At 34.1% G+C, this 14,109-nt stretch carries 16 protein-coding genes; 4 read left to right on the top strand and 12 right to left on the bottom strand.

All coding sequences use genetic code 11. From position 1 onward, the window contains the following. Positions 1 to 713, top strand: a 713-nt coding sequence (locus ABVC65_RS00080) for a replication initiation protein (RefSeq protein WP_353582282.1), incomplete at its 5' end; no start/stop codon positions are given. Between the two features lie 36 nt (positions 714 to 749). Here the strand turns inward: ABVC65_RS00080 and ABVC65_RS00075 are convergent. The 3 genes from ABVC65_RS00075 to ABVC65_RS00065 all read right to left on the bottom strand — a co-directional run bounded on the left by ABVC65_RS00075 (position 750) and on the right by ABVC65_RS00065 (position 3,038). Further along, complete coding sequence (locus ABVC65_RS00075) at positions 750 to 1,802, bottom strand: hypothetical protein (protein ID WP_353582279.1); 1,053 nt, start codon at positions 1,800 to 1,802, stop codon at positions 750 to 752. A gap of 607 nt (positions 1,803 to 2,409) precedes the next feature. Beyond that, on the bottom strand, positions 2,410 to 2,730 hold the full coding sequence (locus ABVC65_RS00070; RefSeq protein WP_123773673.1) for a hypothetical protein: 321 nt from the start codon (positions 2,728 to 2,730) through the stop codon (positions 2,410 to 2,412). Beyond that, entirely contained in the window at positions 2,730 to 3,038 is a 309-nt protein-coding gene (locus ABVC65_RS00065) for a hypothetical protein (protein WP_353582278.1), read from the bottom strand. Before ABVC65_RS00065 ends, ABVC65_RS00070 begins: the two co-directional genes overlap by 1 nt. A 661-nt stretch (positions 3,039 to 3,699) precedes the next feature. Between ABVC65_RS00065 and ABVC65_RS00060 the strand changes: the two genes are divergently transcribed. Beyond that, the gene (locus tag ABVC65_RS00060) at positions 3,700 to 4,242 is read left to right on the top strand and encodes a replication initiation protein (protein ID WP_353582281.1); all 543 of its coding nucleotides are present in this window, start codon (positions 3,700 to 3,702) and stop codon (positions 4,240 to 4,242) included. Positions 4,243 to 4,278: 36 nt separating this feature from the next. Here the strand turns inward: ABVC65_RS00060 and ABVC65_RS00055 are convergent, their stop codons facing one another. The 3 genes from ABVC65_RS00055 to ABVC65_RS00045 form a co-directional block, all read right to left on the bottom strand. Then, positions 4,279 to 5,331, bottom strand: a complete 1,053-nt coding sequence (locus ABVC65_RS00055) for a hypothetical protein (RefSeq protein WP_353582279.1) — start codon at positions 5,329 to 5,331, stop codon at positions 4,279 to 4,281. Positions 5,332 to 5,938: 607 nt separating this feature from the next. Then, positions 5,939 to 6,259 carry a hypothetical protein gene (locus ABVC65_RS00050; RefSeq protein ID WP_123773673.1) on the bottom strand — a complete coding sequence of 107 codons (321 nt, stop codon included), beginning with the start codon at positions 6,257 to 6,259 and terminating at the stop codon, positions 5,939 to 5,941. Further along, positions 6,259 to 6,567, bottom strand: coding sequence for a hypothetical protein (locus tag ABVC65_RS00045; RefSeq protein ID WP_353582278.1), 309 nt, complete (start codon positions 6,565 to 6,567; stop codon positions 6,259 to 6,261). Before ABVC65_RS00045 ends, ABVC65_RS00050 begins: the two co-directional genes overlap by 1 nt. Positions 6,568 to 6,942: 375 nt before the next feature. Between ABVC65_RS00045 and ABVC65_RS00040 the strand changes: the two genes are divergently transcribed. Next, a complete protein-coding gene (locus ABVC65_RS00040; protein WP_353582280.1) occupies positions 6,943 to 7,773 on the top strand; it encodes a replication initiation protein in 831 nt (276 codons plus the stop codon). 36 nt (positions 7,774 to 7,809) lie between these two features. Here ABVC65_RS00040 and ABVC65_RS00035 read toward each other — a convergent pair whose 3' ends face one another. The 3 genes from ABVC65_RS00035 to ABVC65_RS00025 form a co-directional block, all read right to left on the bottom strand. Continuing rightward, positions 7,810 to 8,862, bottom strand: coding sequence for a hypothetical protein (locus ABVC65_RS00035; protein ID WP_353582279.1), 1,053 nt, complete (start codon positions 8,860 to 8,862; stop codon positions 7,810 to 7,812). 607 nt (positions 8,863 to 9,469) lie between these two features. After that, positions 9,470 to 9,790, bottom strand: a complete 321-nt coding sequence (locus tag ABVC65_RS00030; RefSeq protein ID WP_123773673.1) for a hypothetical protein — start codon at positions 9,788 to 9,790, stop codon at positions 9,470 to 9,472. Continuing rightward, positions 9,790 to 10,098, bottom strand: a complete 309-nt coding sequence (locus tag ABVC65_RS00025; protein WP_353582278.1) for a hypothetical protein — start codon at positions 10,096 to 10,098, stop codon at positions 9,790 to 9,792. Before ABVC65_RS00025 ends, ABVC65_RS00030 begins: the two co-directional genes overlap by 1 nt. A 375-nt stretch (positions 10,099 to 10,473) precedes the next feature. Here ABVC65_RS00025 and ABVC65_RS00020 point away from each other — a divergent pair, with 375 nt between their 5' ends. Then, the gene (locus ABVC65_RS00020; RefSeq protein WP_353582280.1) at positions 10,474 to 11,304 is read left to right on the top strand and encodes a replication initiation protein; all 831 of its coding nucleotides are present in this window, start codon (positions 10,474 to 10,476) and stop codon (positions 11,302 to 11,304) included. Positions 11,305 to 11,340: 36 nt separating this feature from the next. Here the strand turns inward: ABVC65_RS00020 and ABVC65_RS00015 are convergent, their stop codons facing one another. The 3 genes from ABVC65_RS00015 to ABVC65_RS00005 all read right to left on the bottom strand — a co-directional run bounded on the left by ABVC65_RS00015 (position 11,341) and on the right by ABVC65_RS00005 (position 13,629). Beyond that, a complete protein-coding gene (locus ABVC65_RS00015) occupies positions 11,341 to 12,393 on the bottom strand; it encodes a hypothetical protein (protein WP_353582279.1) in 1,053 nt (350 codons plus the stop codon). 607 nt (positions 12,394 to 13,000) lie between these two features. Then, positions 13,001 to 13,321 carry a hypothetical protein gene (locus ABVC65_RS00010; RefSeq protein ID WP_123773673.1) on the bottom strand — a complete coding sequence of 107 codons (321 nt, stop codon included), beginning with the start codon at positions 13,319 to 13,321 and terminating at the stop codon, positions 13,001 to 13,003. After that, positions 13,321 to 13,629, bottom strand: a complete 309-nt coding sequence (locus ABVC65_RS00005) for a hypothetical protein (protein ID WP_353582278.1) — start codon at positions 13,627 to 13,629, stop codon at positions 13,321 to 13,323. Before ABVC65_RS00005 ends, ABVC65_RS00010 begins: the two co-directional genes overlap by 1 nt. Between the last annotated feature and the right edge of the window lie 480 nt (positions 13,630 to 14,109).

Genomic DNA, 14,109 nt, shown 5'->3' with positions numbered 1-14,109 from the left:
ATGATGAAATTACATTCACATTCTCAGAGCTAAAGAAATTAATGTGTTGCGAAAAAAATATTAGTAACGCTGAATTAGCTCAACGAATTATTGAAACAAATAAGAAACTATTAGCACTTAATTTTGCTTATGAAGATAAAGACGAATACATCCAATTCAATCTTTTCTCATGCTTCAAAACAAATCTAAAAGAAGCAAAACTAACCGTTGCAGTAAATAAACAATTCGCGTTCTTGCTGAATAATTTAGGTTCGAATTTTACTCGGTTTGAGTTATCTTCATACATGAAACTAAAAAGTTCCTATAGCAAAGAAGCGTTTCGAAGACTAAAAATGTTCAGAAACACAGGCATATGGCGAGTGAACGTAAACGATTTTAGAAGACTACTTGATATACCAGATAGCTATAAAACAAACATAAACAGCAAAGTCATAAAGCCAATTTTAAGTGAATTAGAGCCATTAATTGGACTTAAAGTCAAACCAATTTATTCTTCCGAAATAAAACGAGGAAGAAGAAAAATAATCGCATACGAATTTACGTTCAACAAAGAAAAAATAACAGCAGTTGAAGAACAGAACGAAAAAATAAATAAAGCCATGGAAAGCCAAGAATCCGCGAAAAAACATAAAGAAGAATTCGAAAAATTCAAACGCGAACATGATGGACTAACACCATGGCAGCTGATGAAAAAGACCTTTCATCTTAAATAAAATCAACAACCATTAATAACGGTGTTACATTATTAATCATTTTTGAATCTCTTTTCTTATAGTCTCGAAAGCTGTGCGACGAACGTCGTCTGACAAATAAATGCTTAAATCTTTATCTTCATCGAATAAGTAGCCTTCAGGAAGGGGATTATCAAAATACCAGCTATGCGTAATGCGACGTTTAACAGCATCGACCTGCTTGGAATCCATATGAGAATAATCAAAATATTTCTCAGGCGACAGGTTGGAAAGAATAATAATCGTATTTAAGCAATTGGCAACTATGCCACCTTTAACGTCGAAATTAAACGGTTGAGGATTAGTCATGGTTAGAAATGTTGAAATAGAAGGGAGAGGTGTATCGTCAAAGATACCGATTGATTCGCATTTATAACCATTTGCAAACCAGCGTTCGGAATTAGAAAAGGGGAAACAGTTTTTATAACTAGGAAAGAGAGCACGTATCAGCGTCGACTTACCACTACCAGTTATTCCGTAAATATAATAAACCTTCTTATAAGTGGAGCGATTAGCAAGAGCAAGAGTGTCAAAATAACCTTTACAACTCAACTCATAGAACGATTTATGCTGTTTGAAAAACCATGCATATTCACAAAAAGGTGAGATAAACCAATCTGTGCCGTGTTCCGAAACATTCTTATTAAAGTAATCGTCCATCATTTTGAACGTAACTTTTTCGGAAGAATTATTATTTTTACTTAAATTATTATTATATTTATTTTTAATTTTTTGCTCATATTCTGGGCTAGAAAAGACACGAGTGCCTTCAACATAGGTATCAGATTTTGAGCAATAGTGTTCGACAGCAAATTGGGATTTGGCAGGTTCGAGGTAAAGAGGGTCGAATTTTTTATTAAGAGTAACGAGCTTATTTTTTAACGCAAAAATAGTCGTTGAATTTTTAGTATTCAAGCAGATTTGGTAGTGCTCATACCCAGTTTTAGAACCCTGTTCTTTTTGAAAAACATAATTGTTGCACACCGAATCTAAAGCTGATTTAACCTCATCAGAGGAAAAATCTTCTGCTTTAAGCGTGCCAATAAAATACTTTGAGATTTTTACATTCATTTTTAATTAAATCTCCATATAAAATAAAAAACTTCCCCTAAAAGGGCTTACACATTCGGTTATCTAACCGACCTAAAGGTTTAATATCGGAGAAATTAAAAACTGAAAGCTAAAAAATTTTCCAAATGATAAAAAATGCTTAAAAATACTTTTCTAAATGATAAAAATTATAAAATGGAAAATGCTAAAAAGGTTGATATATCAACGAAAATAAGACATTATTTTCTATTTTCCAAATAGCGACTAAGAGTAACATTCCGACGAGGTCGGAACGGCTACGCCGCTCTTAGTCGCTTTCCTCATCACGTTAGCAATGCCAAAACGCAACATTCAGCACAATAACTATATGCCTGTGGCAATAGGGCACCTGACGGCGTAAAACTTGTTCGCTCCGCCCATGCTCCGCGTCAAGTTTATGCCTAGGCACACTTCACCAAAGGCATAAAGAATATAGTGCCTAGATGTCACTGCTAACTACCGCAATCAGGAAAAACAATAAAAGCACCTGAGAAAAACTCTCAAGTGCTTTTATGAATTAGATAAATGGTTTAGTTTTAGAATAAACTTCGTAAGATTTCCCTACAAAATTATAATATCTTTGAACCGTTTATATGCCGAACTCTTTGGCTTTCTTCTTTAATTGTTCATCGAACGGGTTAGGCAAGCCTGAAAAAGCGGGTTTTAACGGATGTTTAATGCTTGTAGGTAAATTACTACCCGTATTATCTAAAACACGTTCAGAGGGGCGTTTTTGTGGCTCCTGAGGGGTATTATGTGCGTGGTCTACAGCAGGCTTGAAACGGTCTGTGAGAATTTCGCAAACAAGACTGCTAATTGACGTGCGTCGGTAAAAACTTGCCCTGCGAAGCAGTTCTGCAAGCTCAAAATCGGCATAAAATTTTATTGCTTTCTTATCTTTGCCGAACATCACTTGAGAACCTCACTGATAAGGATGCTGTAATTTATGAAGTTAGAAGCAATATAAGGCGTAATTTGAGCCTTAAGACTATAATTACCAGCTTCAAAAGTTGGCTTAAACGCCAAGAACTTAAAAGAAGTATAAAGACCAGTTCCGTCTTTCAATAACATCTTGCTTCTGGAATCTTTTGTGAGCTGGAATACTGGTTTACCATCCCTTTGTTTTTCTGAGCCGTCTTTATTCATAACTTGCTCAAAATCATTCTCAGTAACCTGTTCGAGAACTACTGCTTGAAAATTTCCATATAGATTTTGCATTATTTTTTCCTTTTAATAGATATTTGTAAATTAATGACATACCTATAAGGTCATGTCACCATATAAATATCGTCAAAAAAATATTTATTTTGGTGGTTTAAGAAGCAGGGTTTTTCCTTCTAAGTCATCGAGAATAGTCTTAAGAATCTTAAACATAATGAACAAAATCTATCTTTTCTAAAAAACTACTTTTTTGGGAAAAAAATTAACTCTTTTTATATATAAATCTTTTATATAATCTTTTAGGCGGCTGAAACCCGTTGGGAGAGTAGGGCTGACGGACTATTAAAATACCTTTTTGGGAGACTTAAATACCTTTTTGGGAGGTATTAAACTACTATTTTGGGAAATAAAATACCATGGTATTATTTAATTATGGGTAATCAAATCGTGAAATATGCTAATGCGTTTAACAATCAAGGCTTAAGAGAATTTAATGCCGTGAATTTAGACATTTTAATGGCGGTCTGCTGAGGATGCGAGAAAAGAACGATGATGAAATTACATTCACATTCTCAGAGCTAAAGAAATTAATGTGTTGCGAAAAAAATATTAGTAACGCTGAATTAGCTCAACGAATTATTGAAACAAATAAGAAACTATTAGCACTTAATTTTGCTTATGAAGATAAAGACGAATACATCCAATTCAATCTTTTCTCATGCTTCAAAACAAATCTAAAGAAGCAAAACTAACCGTTGCAGTAAATAAACAATTCGCGTTCTTGCTGAATAATTTAGGTTCGAATTTTACTCGGTTTGAGTTATCTTCATACATGAAACTAAAAAGTTCCTATAGCAAAGAAGCGTTTCGAAGACTAAAAATGTTCAGAAACACAGGCATATGGCGAGTGAACGTAAACGATTTTAGAAGACTACTTGATATACCAGATAGCTATAAAACAAACATAAACAGCAAAGTCATAAAGCCAATTTTAAGTGAATTAGAGCCATTAATTGGACTTAAAGTCAAACCAATTTATTCTTCCGAAATAAAACGAGGAAGAAGAAAAATAATCGCATACGAATTTACGTTCAACAAAGAAAAAATAACAGCAGTTGAAGAACAGAACGAAAAAATAAATAAAGCCATGGAAAGCCAAGAATCCGCGAAAAAACATAAAGAAGAATTCGAAAAATTCAAACGCGAACATGATGGACTAACACCATGGCAGCTGATGAAAAAGACCTTTCATCTTAAATAAAATCAACAACCATTAATAACGGTGTTACATTATTAATCATTTTTGAATCTCTTTTCTTATAGTCTCGAAAGCTGTGCGACGAACGTCGTCTGACAAATAAATGCTTAAATCTTTATCTTCATCGAATAAGTAGCCTTCAGGAAGGGGATTATCAAAATACCAGCTATGCGTAATGCGACGTTTAACAGCATCGACCTGCTTGGAATCCATATGAGAATAATCAAAATATTTCTCAGGCGACAGGTTGGAAAGAATAATAATCGTATTTAAGCAATTGGCAACTATGCCACCTTTAACGTCGAAATTAAACGGTTGAGGATTAGTCATGGTTAGAAATGTTGAAATAGAAGGGAGAGGTGTATCGTCAAAGATACCGATTGATTCGCATTTATAACCATTTGCAAACCAGCGTTCGGAATTAGAAAAGGGGAAACAGTTTTTATAACTAGGAAAGAGAGCACGTATCAGCGTCGACTTACCACTACCAGTTATTCCGTAAATATAATAAACCTTCTTATAAGTGGAGCGATTAGCAAGAGCAAGAGTGTCAAAATAACCTTTACAACTCAACTCATAGAACGATTTATGCTGTTTGAAAAACCATGCATATTCACAAAAAGGTGAGATAAACCAATCTGTGCCGTGTTCCGAAACATTCTTATTAAAGTAATCGTCCATCATTTTGAACGTAACTTTTTCGGAAGAATTATTATTTTTACTTAAATTATTATTATATTTATTTTTAATTTTTTGCTCATATTCTGGGCTAGAAAAGACACGAGTGCCTTCAACATAGGTATCAGATTTTGAGCAATAGTGTTCGACAGCAAATTGGGATTTGGCAGGTTCGAGGTAAAGAGGGTCGAATTTTTTATTAAGAGTAACGAGCTTATTTTTTAACGCAAAAATAGTCGTTGAATTTTTAGTATTCAAGCAGATTTGGTAGTGCTCATACCCAGTTTTAGAACCCTGTTCTTTTTGAAAAACATAATTGTTGCACACCGAATCTAAAGCTGATTTAACCTCATCAGAGGAAAAATCTTCTGCTTTAAGCGTGCCAATAAAATACTTTGAGATTTTTACATTCATTTTTAATTAAATCTCCATATAAAATAAAAAACTTCCCCTAAAAGGGCTTACACATTCGGTTATCTAACCGACCTAAAGGTTTAATATCGGAGAAATTAAAAACTGAAAGCTAAAAAATTTTCCAAATGATAAAAAATGCTTAAAAATACTTTTCTAAATGATAAAAATTATAAAATGGAAAATGCTAAAAAGGTTGATATATCAACGAAAATAAGACATTATTTTCTATTTTCCAAATAGCGACTAAGAGTAACATTCCGACGAGGTCGGAACGGCTACGCCGCTCTTAGTCGCTTTCCTCATCACGTTAGCAATGCCAAAACGCAACATTCAGCACAATAACTATATGCCTGTGGCAATAGGGCACCTGACGGCGTAAAACTTGTTCGCTCCGCCCATGCTCCGCGTCAAGTTTATGCCTAGGCACACTTCACCAAAGGCATAAAGAATATAGTGCCTAGATGTCACTGCTAACTACCGCAATCAGGAAAAACAATAAAAGCACCTGAGAAAAACTCTCAAGTGCTTTTATGAATTAGATAAATGGTTTAGTTTTAGAATAAACTTCGTAAGATTTCCCTACAAAATTATAATATCTTTGAACCGTTTATATGCCGAACTCTTTGGCTTTCTTCTTTAATTGTTCATCGAACGGGTTAGGCAAGCCTGAAAAAGCGGGTTTTAACGGATGTTTAATGCTTGTAGGTAAATTACTACCCGTATTATCTAAAACACGTTCAGAGGGGCGTTTTTGTGGCTCCTGAGGGGTATTATGTGCGTGGTCTACAGCAGGCTTGAAACGGTCTGTGAGAATTTCGCAAACAAGACTGCTAATTGACGTGCGTCGGTAAAAACTTGCCCTGCGAAGCAGTTCTGCAAGCTCAAAATCGGCATAAAATTTTATTGCTTTCTTATCTTTGCCGAACATCACTTGAGAACCTCACTGATAAGGATGCTGTAATTTATGAAGTTAGAAGCAATATAAGGCGTAATTTGAGCCTTAAGACTATAATTACCAGCTTCAAAAGTTGGCTTAAACGCCAAGAACTTAAAAGAAGTATAAAGACCAGTTCCGTCTTTCAATAACATCTTGCTTCTGGAATCTTTTGTGAGCTGGAATACTGGTTTACCATCCCTTTGTTTTTCTGAGCCGTCTTTATTCATAACTTGCTCAAAATCATTCTCAGTAACCTGTTCGAGAACTACTGCTTGAAAATTTCCATATAGATTTTGCATTATTTTTTCCTTTTAATAGATATTTGTAAATTAATGACATACCTATAAGGTCATGTCACCATATAAATATCGTCAAAAAAATATTTATTTTGGTGGTTTAAGAAGCAGGGTTTTTCCTTCTAAGTCATCGAGAATAGTCTTAAGAATCTTAAACATAATGAACAAAATCTATCTTTTCTAAAAAACTACTTTTTTGGGAAAAAAATTAACTCTTTTTATATATAAATCTTTTATATAATCTTTTAGGCGGCTGAAACCCGTTGGGAGAGTAGGGCTGACGGACTATTAAAATACCTTTTTGGGAGACTTAAATACCTTTTTGGGAGGTATTAAACTACTATTTTGGGAAATAAAATACCATGGTATTATTTAATTATGGGTAATCAAATCGTGAAATATGCTAATGCGTTTAACAATCAAGGCTTAAGAGAATTTAATGCCGTGAATTTAGACATTTTAATGGCGGTCTGCTCGAGGATGCGAGAAAAGAACGATGATGAAATTACATTCACATTCTCAGAGCTAAAGAAATTAATGTGTTGCGAAAAAAATATTAGTAACGCTGAATTAGCTCAACGAATTATTGAAACAAATAAGAAACTATTAGCACTTAATTTTGCTTATGAAGATAAAGACGAATACATCCAATTCAATCTTTTCTCATGCTTCAAAACAAATCTAAAAGAAGCAAAACTAACCGTTGCAGTAAATAAACAATTCGCGTTCTTGCTGAATAATTTAGGTTCGAATTTTACTCGGTTTGAGTTATCTTCATACATGAAACTAAAAAGTTCCTATAGCAAAGAAGCGTTTCGAAGACTAAAAATGTTCAGAAACACAGGCATATGGCGAGTGAACGTAAACGATTTTAGAAGACTACTTGATATACCAGATAGCTATAAAACAAACATAAACAGCAAAGTCATAAAGCCAATTTTAAGTGAATTAGAGCCATTAATTGGACTTAAAGTCAAACCAATTTATTCTTCCGAAATAAAACGAGGAAGAAGAAAAATAATCGCATACGAATTTACGTTCAACAAAGAAAAAATAACAGCAGTTGAAGAACAGAACGAAAAAATAAATAAAGCCATGGAAAGCCAAGAATCCGCGAAAAAACATAAAGAAGAATTCGAAAAATTCAAACGCGAACATGATGGACTAACACCATGGCAGCTGATGAAAAAGACCTTTCATCTTAAATAAAATCAACAACCATTAATAACGGTGTTACATTATTAATCATTTTTGAATCTCTTTTCTTATAGTCTCGAAAGCTGTGCGACGAACGTCGTCTGACAAATAAATGCTTAAATCTTTATCTTCATCGAATAAGTAGCCTTCAGGAAGGGGATTATCAAAATACCAGCTATGCGTAATGCGACGTTTAACAGCATCGACCTGCTTGGAATCCATATGAGAATAATCAAAATATTTCTCAGGCGACAGGTTGGAAAGAATAATAATCGTATTTAAGCAATTGGCAACTATGCCACCTTTAACGTCGAAATTAAACGGTTGAGGATTAGTCATGGTTAGAAATGTTGAAATAGAAGGGAGAGGTGTATCGTCAAAGATACCGATTGATTCGCATTTATAACCATTTGCAAACCAGCGTTCGGAATTAGAAAAGGGGAAACAGTTTTTATAACTAGGAAAGAGAGCACGTATCAGCGTCGACTTACCACTACCAGTTATTCCGTAAATATAATAAACCTTCTTATAAGTGGAGCGATTAGCAAGAGCAAGAGTGTCAAAATAACCTTTACAACTCAACTCATAGAACGATTTATGCTGTTTGAAAAACCATGCATATTCACAAAAAGGTGAGATAAACCAATCTGTGCCGTGTTCCGAAACATTCTTATTAAAGTAATCGTCCATCATTTTGAACGTAACTTTTTCGGAAGAATTATTATTTTTACTTAAATTATTATTATATTTATTTTTAATTTTTTGCTCATATTCTGGGCTAGAAAAGACACGAGTGCCTTCAACATAGGTATCAGATTTTGAGCAATAGTGTTCGACAGCAAATTGGGATTTGGCAGGTTCGAGGTAAAGAGGGTCGAATTTTTTATTAAGAGTAACGAGCTTATTTTTTAACGCAAAAATAGTCGTTGAATTTTTAGTATTCAAGCAGATTTGGTAGTGCTCATACCCAGTTTTAGAACCCTGTTCTTTTTGAAAAACATAATTGTTGCACACCGAATCTAAAGCTGATTTAACCTCATCAGAGGAAAAATCTTCTGCTTTAAGCGTGCCAATAAAATACTTTGAGATTTTTACATTCATTTTTAATTAAATCTCCATATAAAATAAAAAACTTCCCCTAAAAGGGCTTACACATTCGGTTATCTAACCGACCTAAAGGTTTAATATCGGAGAAATTAAAAACTGAAAGCTAAAAAATTTTCCAAATGATAAAAAATGCTTAAAAATACTTTTCTAAATGATAAAAATTATAAAATGGAAAATGCTAAAAAGGTTGATATATCAACGAAAATAAGACATTATTTTCTATTTTCCAAATAGCGACTAAGAGTAACATTCCGACGAGGTCGGAACGGCTACGCCGCTCTTAGTCGCTTTCCTCATCACGTTAGCAATGCCAAAACGCAACATTCAGCACAATAACTATATGCCTGTGGCAATAGGGCACCTGACGGCGTAAAACTTGTTCGCTCCGCCCATGCTCCGCGTCAAGTTTATGCCTAGGCACACTTCACCAAAGGCATAAAGAATATAGTGCCTAGATGTCACTGCTAACTACCGCAATCAGGAAAAACAATAAAAGCACCTGAGAAAAACTCTCAAGTGCTTTTATGAATTAGATAAATGGTTTAGTTTTAGAATAAACTTCGTAAGATTTCCCTACAAAATTATAATATCTTTGAACCGTTTATATGCCGAACTCTTTGGCTTTCTTCTTTAATTGTTCATCGAACGGGTTAGGCAAGCCTGAAAAAGCGGGTTTTAACGGATGTTTAATGCTTGTAGGTAAATTACTACCCGTATTATCTAAAACACGTTCAGAGGGGCGTTTTTGTGGCTCCTGAGGGGTATTATGTGCGTGGTCTACAGCAGGCTTGAAACGGTCTGTGAGAATTTCGCAAACAAGACTGCTAATTGACGTGCGTCGGTAAAAACTTGCCCTGCGAAGCAGTTCTGCAAGCTCAAAATCGGCATAAAATTTTATTGCTTTCTTATCTTTGCCGAACATCACTTGAGAACCTCACTGATAAGGATGCTGTAATTTATGAAGTTAGAAGCAATATAAGGCGTAATTTGAGCCTTAAGACTATAATTACCAGCTTCAAAAGTTGGCTTAAACGCCAAGAACTTAAAAGAAGTATAAAGACCAGTTCCGTCTTTCAATAACATCTTGCTTCTGGAATCTTTTGTGAGCTGGAATACTGGTTTACCATCCCTTTGTTTTTCTGAGCCGTCTTTATTCATAACTTGCTCAAAATCATTCTCAGTAACCTGTTCGAGAACTACTGCTTGAAAATTTCCATATAGATTTTGCATTATTTTTTCCTTTTAATAGATATTTGTAAATTAATGACATACCTATAAGGTCATGTCACCATATAAATATCGTCAAAAAAATATTTATTTTGGTGGTTTAAGAAGCAGGGTTTTTCCTTCTAAGTCATCGAGAATAGTCTTAAGAATCTTAAACATAATGAACAAAATCTATCTTTTCTAAAAAACTACTTTTTTGGGAAAAAAATTAACTCTTTTTATATATAAATCTTTTATATAATCTTTTAGGCGGCTGAAACCCGTTGGGAGAGTAGGGCTGACGGACTATTAAAATACCTTTTTGGGAGACTTAAATACCTTTTTGGGAGGTATTAAACTACTATTTTGGGAAATAAAATACCATGGTATTATTTAATTATGGGTAATCAAATCGTGAAATATGCTAATGCGTTTAACAATCAAGGCTTAAGAGAATTTAATGCCGTGAATTTAGACATTTTAATGGCGGTCTGCTCGAGGATGCGAGAAAAGAACGATGATGAAATTACATTCACATTCTCAGAGCTAAAGAAATTAATGTGTTGCGAAAAAAATATTAGTAACGCTGAATTAGCTCAACGAATTATTGAAACAAATAAGAAACTATTAGCACTTAATTTTGCTTATGAAGATAAAGACGAATACATCCAATTCAATCTTTTCTCATGCTTCAAAACAAATCTAAAAGAAGCAAAACTAACCGTTGCAGTAAATAAACAATTCGCGTTCTTGCTGAATAATTTAGGTTCGAATTTTACTCGGTTTGAGTTATCTTCATACATGAAACTAAAAAGTTCCTATAGCAAAGAAGCGTTTCGAAGACTAAAAATGTTCAGAAACACAGGCATATGGCGAGTGAACGTAAACGATTTTAGAAGACTACTTGATATACCAGATAGCTATAAAACAAACATAAACAGCAAAGTCATAAAGCCAATTTTAAGTGAATTAGAGCCATTAATTGGACTTAAAGTCAAACCAATTTATTCTTCCGAAATAAAACGAGGAAGAAGAAAAATAATCGCATACGAATTTACGTTCAACAAAGAAAAAATAACAGCAGTTGAAGAACAGAACGAAAAAATAAATAAAGCCATGGAAAGCCAAGAATCCGCGAAAAAACATAAAGAAGAATTCGAAAAATTCAAACGCGAACATGATGGACTAACACCATGGCAGCTGATGAAAAAGACCTTTCATCTTAAATAAAATCAACAACCATTAATAACGGTGTTACATTATTAATCATTTTTGAATCTCTTTTCTTATAGTCTCGAAAGCTGTGCGACGAACGTCGTCTGACAAATAAATGCTTAAATCTTTATCTTCATCGAATAAGTAGCCTTCAGGAAGGGGATTATCAAAATACCAGCTATGCGTAATGCGACGTTTAACAGCATCGACCTGCTTGGAATCCATATGAGAATAATCAAAATATTTCTCAGGCGACAGGTTGGAAAGAATAATAATCGTATTTAAGCAATTGGCAACTATGCCACCTTTAACGTCGAAATTAAACGGTTGAGGATTAGTCATGGTTAGAAATGTTGAAATAGAAGGGAGAGGTGTATCGTCAAAGATACCGATTGATTCGCATTTATAACCATTTGCAAACCAGCGTTCGGAATTAGAAAAGGGGAAACAGTTTTTATAACTAGGAAAGAGAGCACGTATCAGCGTCGACTTACCACTACCAGTTATTCCGTAAATATAATAAACCTTCTTATAAGTGGAGCGATTAGCAAGAGCAAGAGTGTCAAAATAACCTTTACAACTCAACTCATAGAACGATTTATGCTGTTTGAAAAACCATGCATATTCACAAAAAGGTGAGATAAACCAATCTGTGCCGTGTTCCGAAACATTCTTATTAAAGTAATCGTCCATCATTTTGAACGTAACTTTTTCGGAAGAATTATTATTTTTACTTAAATTATTATTATATTTATTTTTAATTTTTTGCTCATATTCTGGGCTAGAAAAGACACGAGTGCCTTCAACATAGGTATCAGATTTTGAGCAATAGTGTTCGACAGCAAATTGGGATTTGGCAGGTTCGAGGTAAAGAGGGTCGAATTTTTTATTAAGAGTAACGAGCTTATTTTTTAACGCAAAAATAGTCGTTGAATTTTTAGTATTCAAGCAGATTTGGTAGTGCTCATACCCAGTTTTAGAACCCTGTTCTTTTTGAAAAACATAATTGTTGCACACCGAATCTAAAGCTGATTTAACCTCATCAGAGGAAAAATCTTCTGCTTTAAGCGTGCCAATAAAATACTTTGAGATTTTTACATTCATTTTTAATTAAATCTCCATATAAAATAAAAAACTTCCCCTAAAAGGGCTTACACATTCGGTTATCTAACCGACCTAAAGGTTTAATATCGGAGAAATTAAAAACTGAAAGCTAAAAAATTTTCCAAATGATAAAAAATGCTTAAAAATACTTTTCTAAATGATAAAAATTATAAAATGGAAAATGCTAAAAAGGTTGATATATCAACGAAAATAAGACATTATTTTCTATTTTCCAAATAGCGACTAAGAGTAACATTCCGACGAGGTCGGAACGGCTACGCCGCTCTTAGTCGCTTTCCTCATCACGTTAGCAATGCCAAAACGCAACATTCAGCACAATAACTATATGCCTGTGGCAATAGGGCACCTGACGGCGTAAAACTTGTTCGCTCCGCCCATGCTCCGCGTCAAGTTTATGCCTAGGCACACTTCACCAAAGGCATAAAGAATATAGTGCCTAGATGTCACTGCTAACTACCGCAATCAGGAAAAACAATAAAAGCACCTGAGAAAAACTCTCAAGTGCTTTTATGAATTAGATAAATGGTTTAGTTTTAGAATAAACTTCGTAAGATTTCCCTACAAAATTATAATATCTTTGAACCGTTTATATGCCGAACTCTTTGGCTTTCTTCTTTAATTGTTCATCGAACGGGTTAGGCAAGCCTGAAAAAGCGGGTTTTAACGGATGTTTAATGCTTGTAGGTAAATTACTACCCGTATTATCTAAAACACGTTCAGAGGGGCGTTTTTGTGGCTCCTGAGGGGTATTATGTGCGTGGTCTACAGCAGGCTTGAAACGGTCTGTGAGAATTTCGCAAACAAGACTGCTAATTGACGTGCGTCGGTAAAAACTTGCCCTGCGAAGCAGTTCTGCAAGCTCAAAATCGGCATAAAATTTTATTGCTTTCTTATCTTTGCCGAACATCACTTGAGAACCTCACTGATAAGGATGCTGTAATTTATGAAGTTAGAAGCAATATAAGGCGTAATTTGAGCCTTAAGACTATAATTACCAGCTTCAAAAGTTGGCTTAAACGCCAAGAACTTAAAAGAAGTATAAAGACCAGTTCCGTCTTTCAATAACATCTTGCTTCTGGAATCTTTTGTGAGCTGGAATACTGGTTTACCATCCCTTTGTTTTTCTGAGCCGTCTTTATTCATAACTTGCTCAAAATCATTCTCAGTAACCTGTTCGAGAACTACTGCTTGAAAATTTCCATATAGATTTTGCATTATTTTTTCCTTTTAATAGATATTTGTAAATTAATGACATACCTATAAGGTCATGTCACCATATAAATATCGTCAAAAAAATATTTATTTTGGTGGTTTAAGAAGCAGGGTTTTTCCTTCTAAGTCATCGAGAATAGTCTTAAGAATCTTAAACATAATGAACAAAATCTATCTTTTCTAAAAAACTACTTTTTTGGGAAAAAAATTAACTCTTTTTATATATAAATCTTTTATATAATCTTTTAGGCGGCTGAAACCCGTTGGGAGAGTAGGGCTGACGGACTATTAAAATACCTTTTTGGGAGACTTAAATACCTTTTTGGGAGGTATTAAACTACTATTTTGGGAAATAAAATACCATGGTATTATTTAATTATGGGTAATCAAATCGTGAAATATGCTAATGCGTTTAACAATCAAGGCTTAAGAGAATTTAATGCCGTGAATTTAGACATTTTAATGGCGGTCTGCTCGAGGATG

The organism is Gardnerella vaginalis (assembly GCF_040427915.1).
Lineage (GTDB): Bacteria > Actinomycetota > Actinomycetes > Actinomycetales > Bifidobacteriaceae > Bifidobacterium > Bifidobacterium vaginale_C.
Note: the sequence above shows the minus strand (reverse complement) of the source record. Positions and strands in the feature narration are given on the sequence as shown.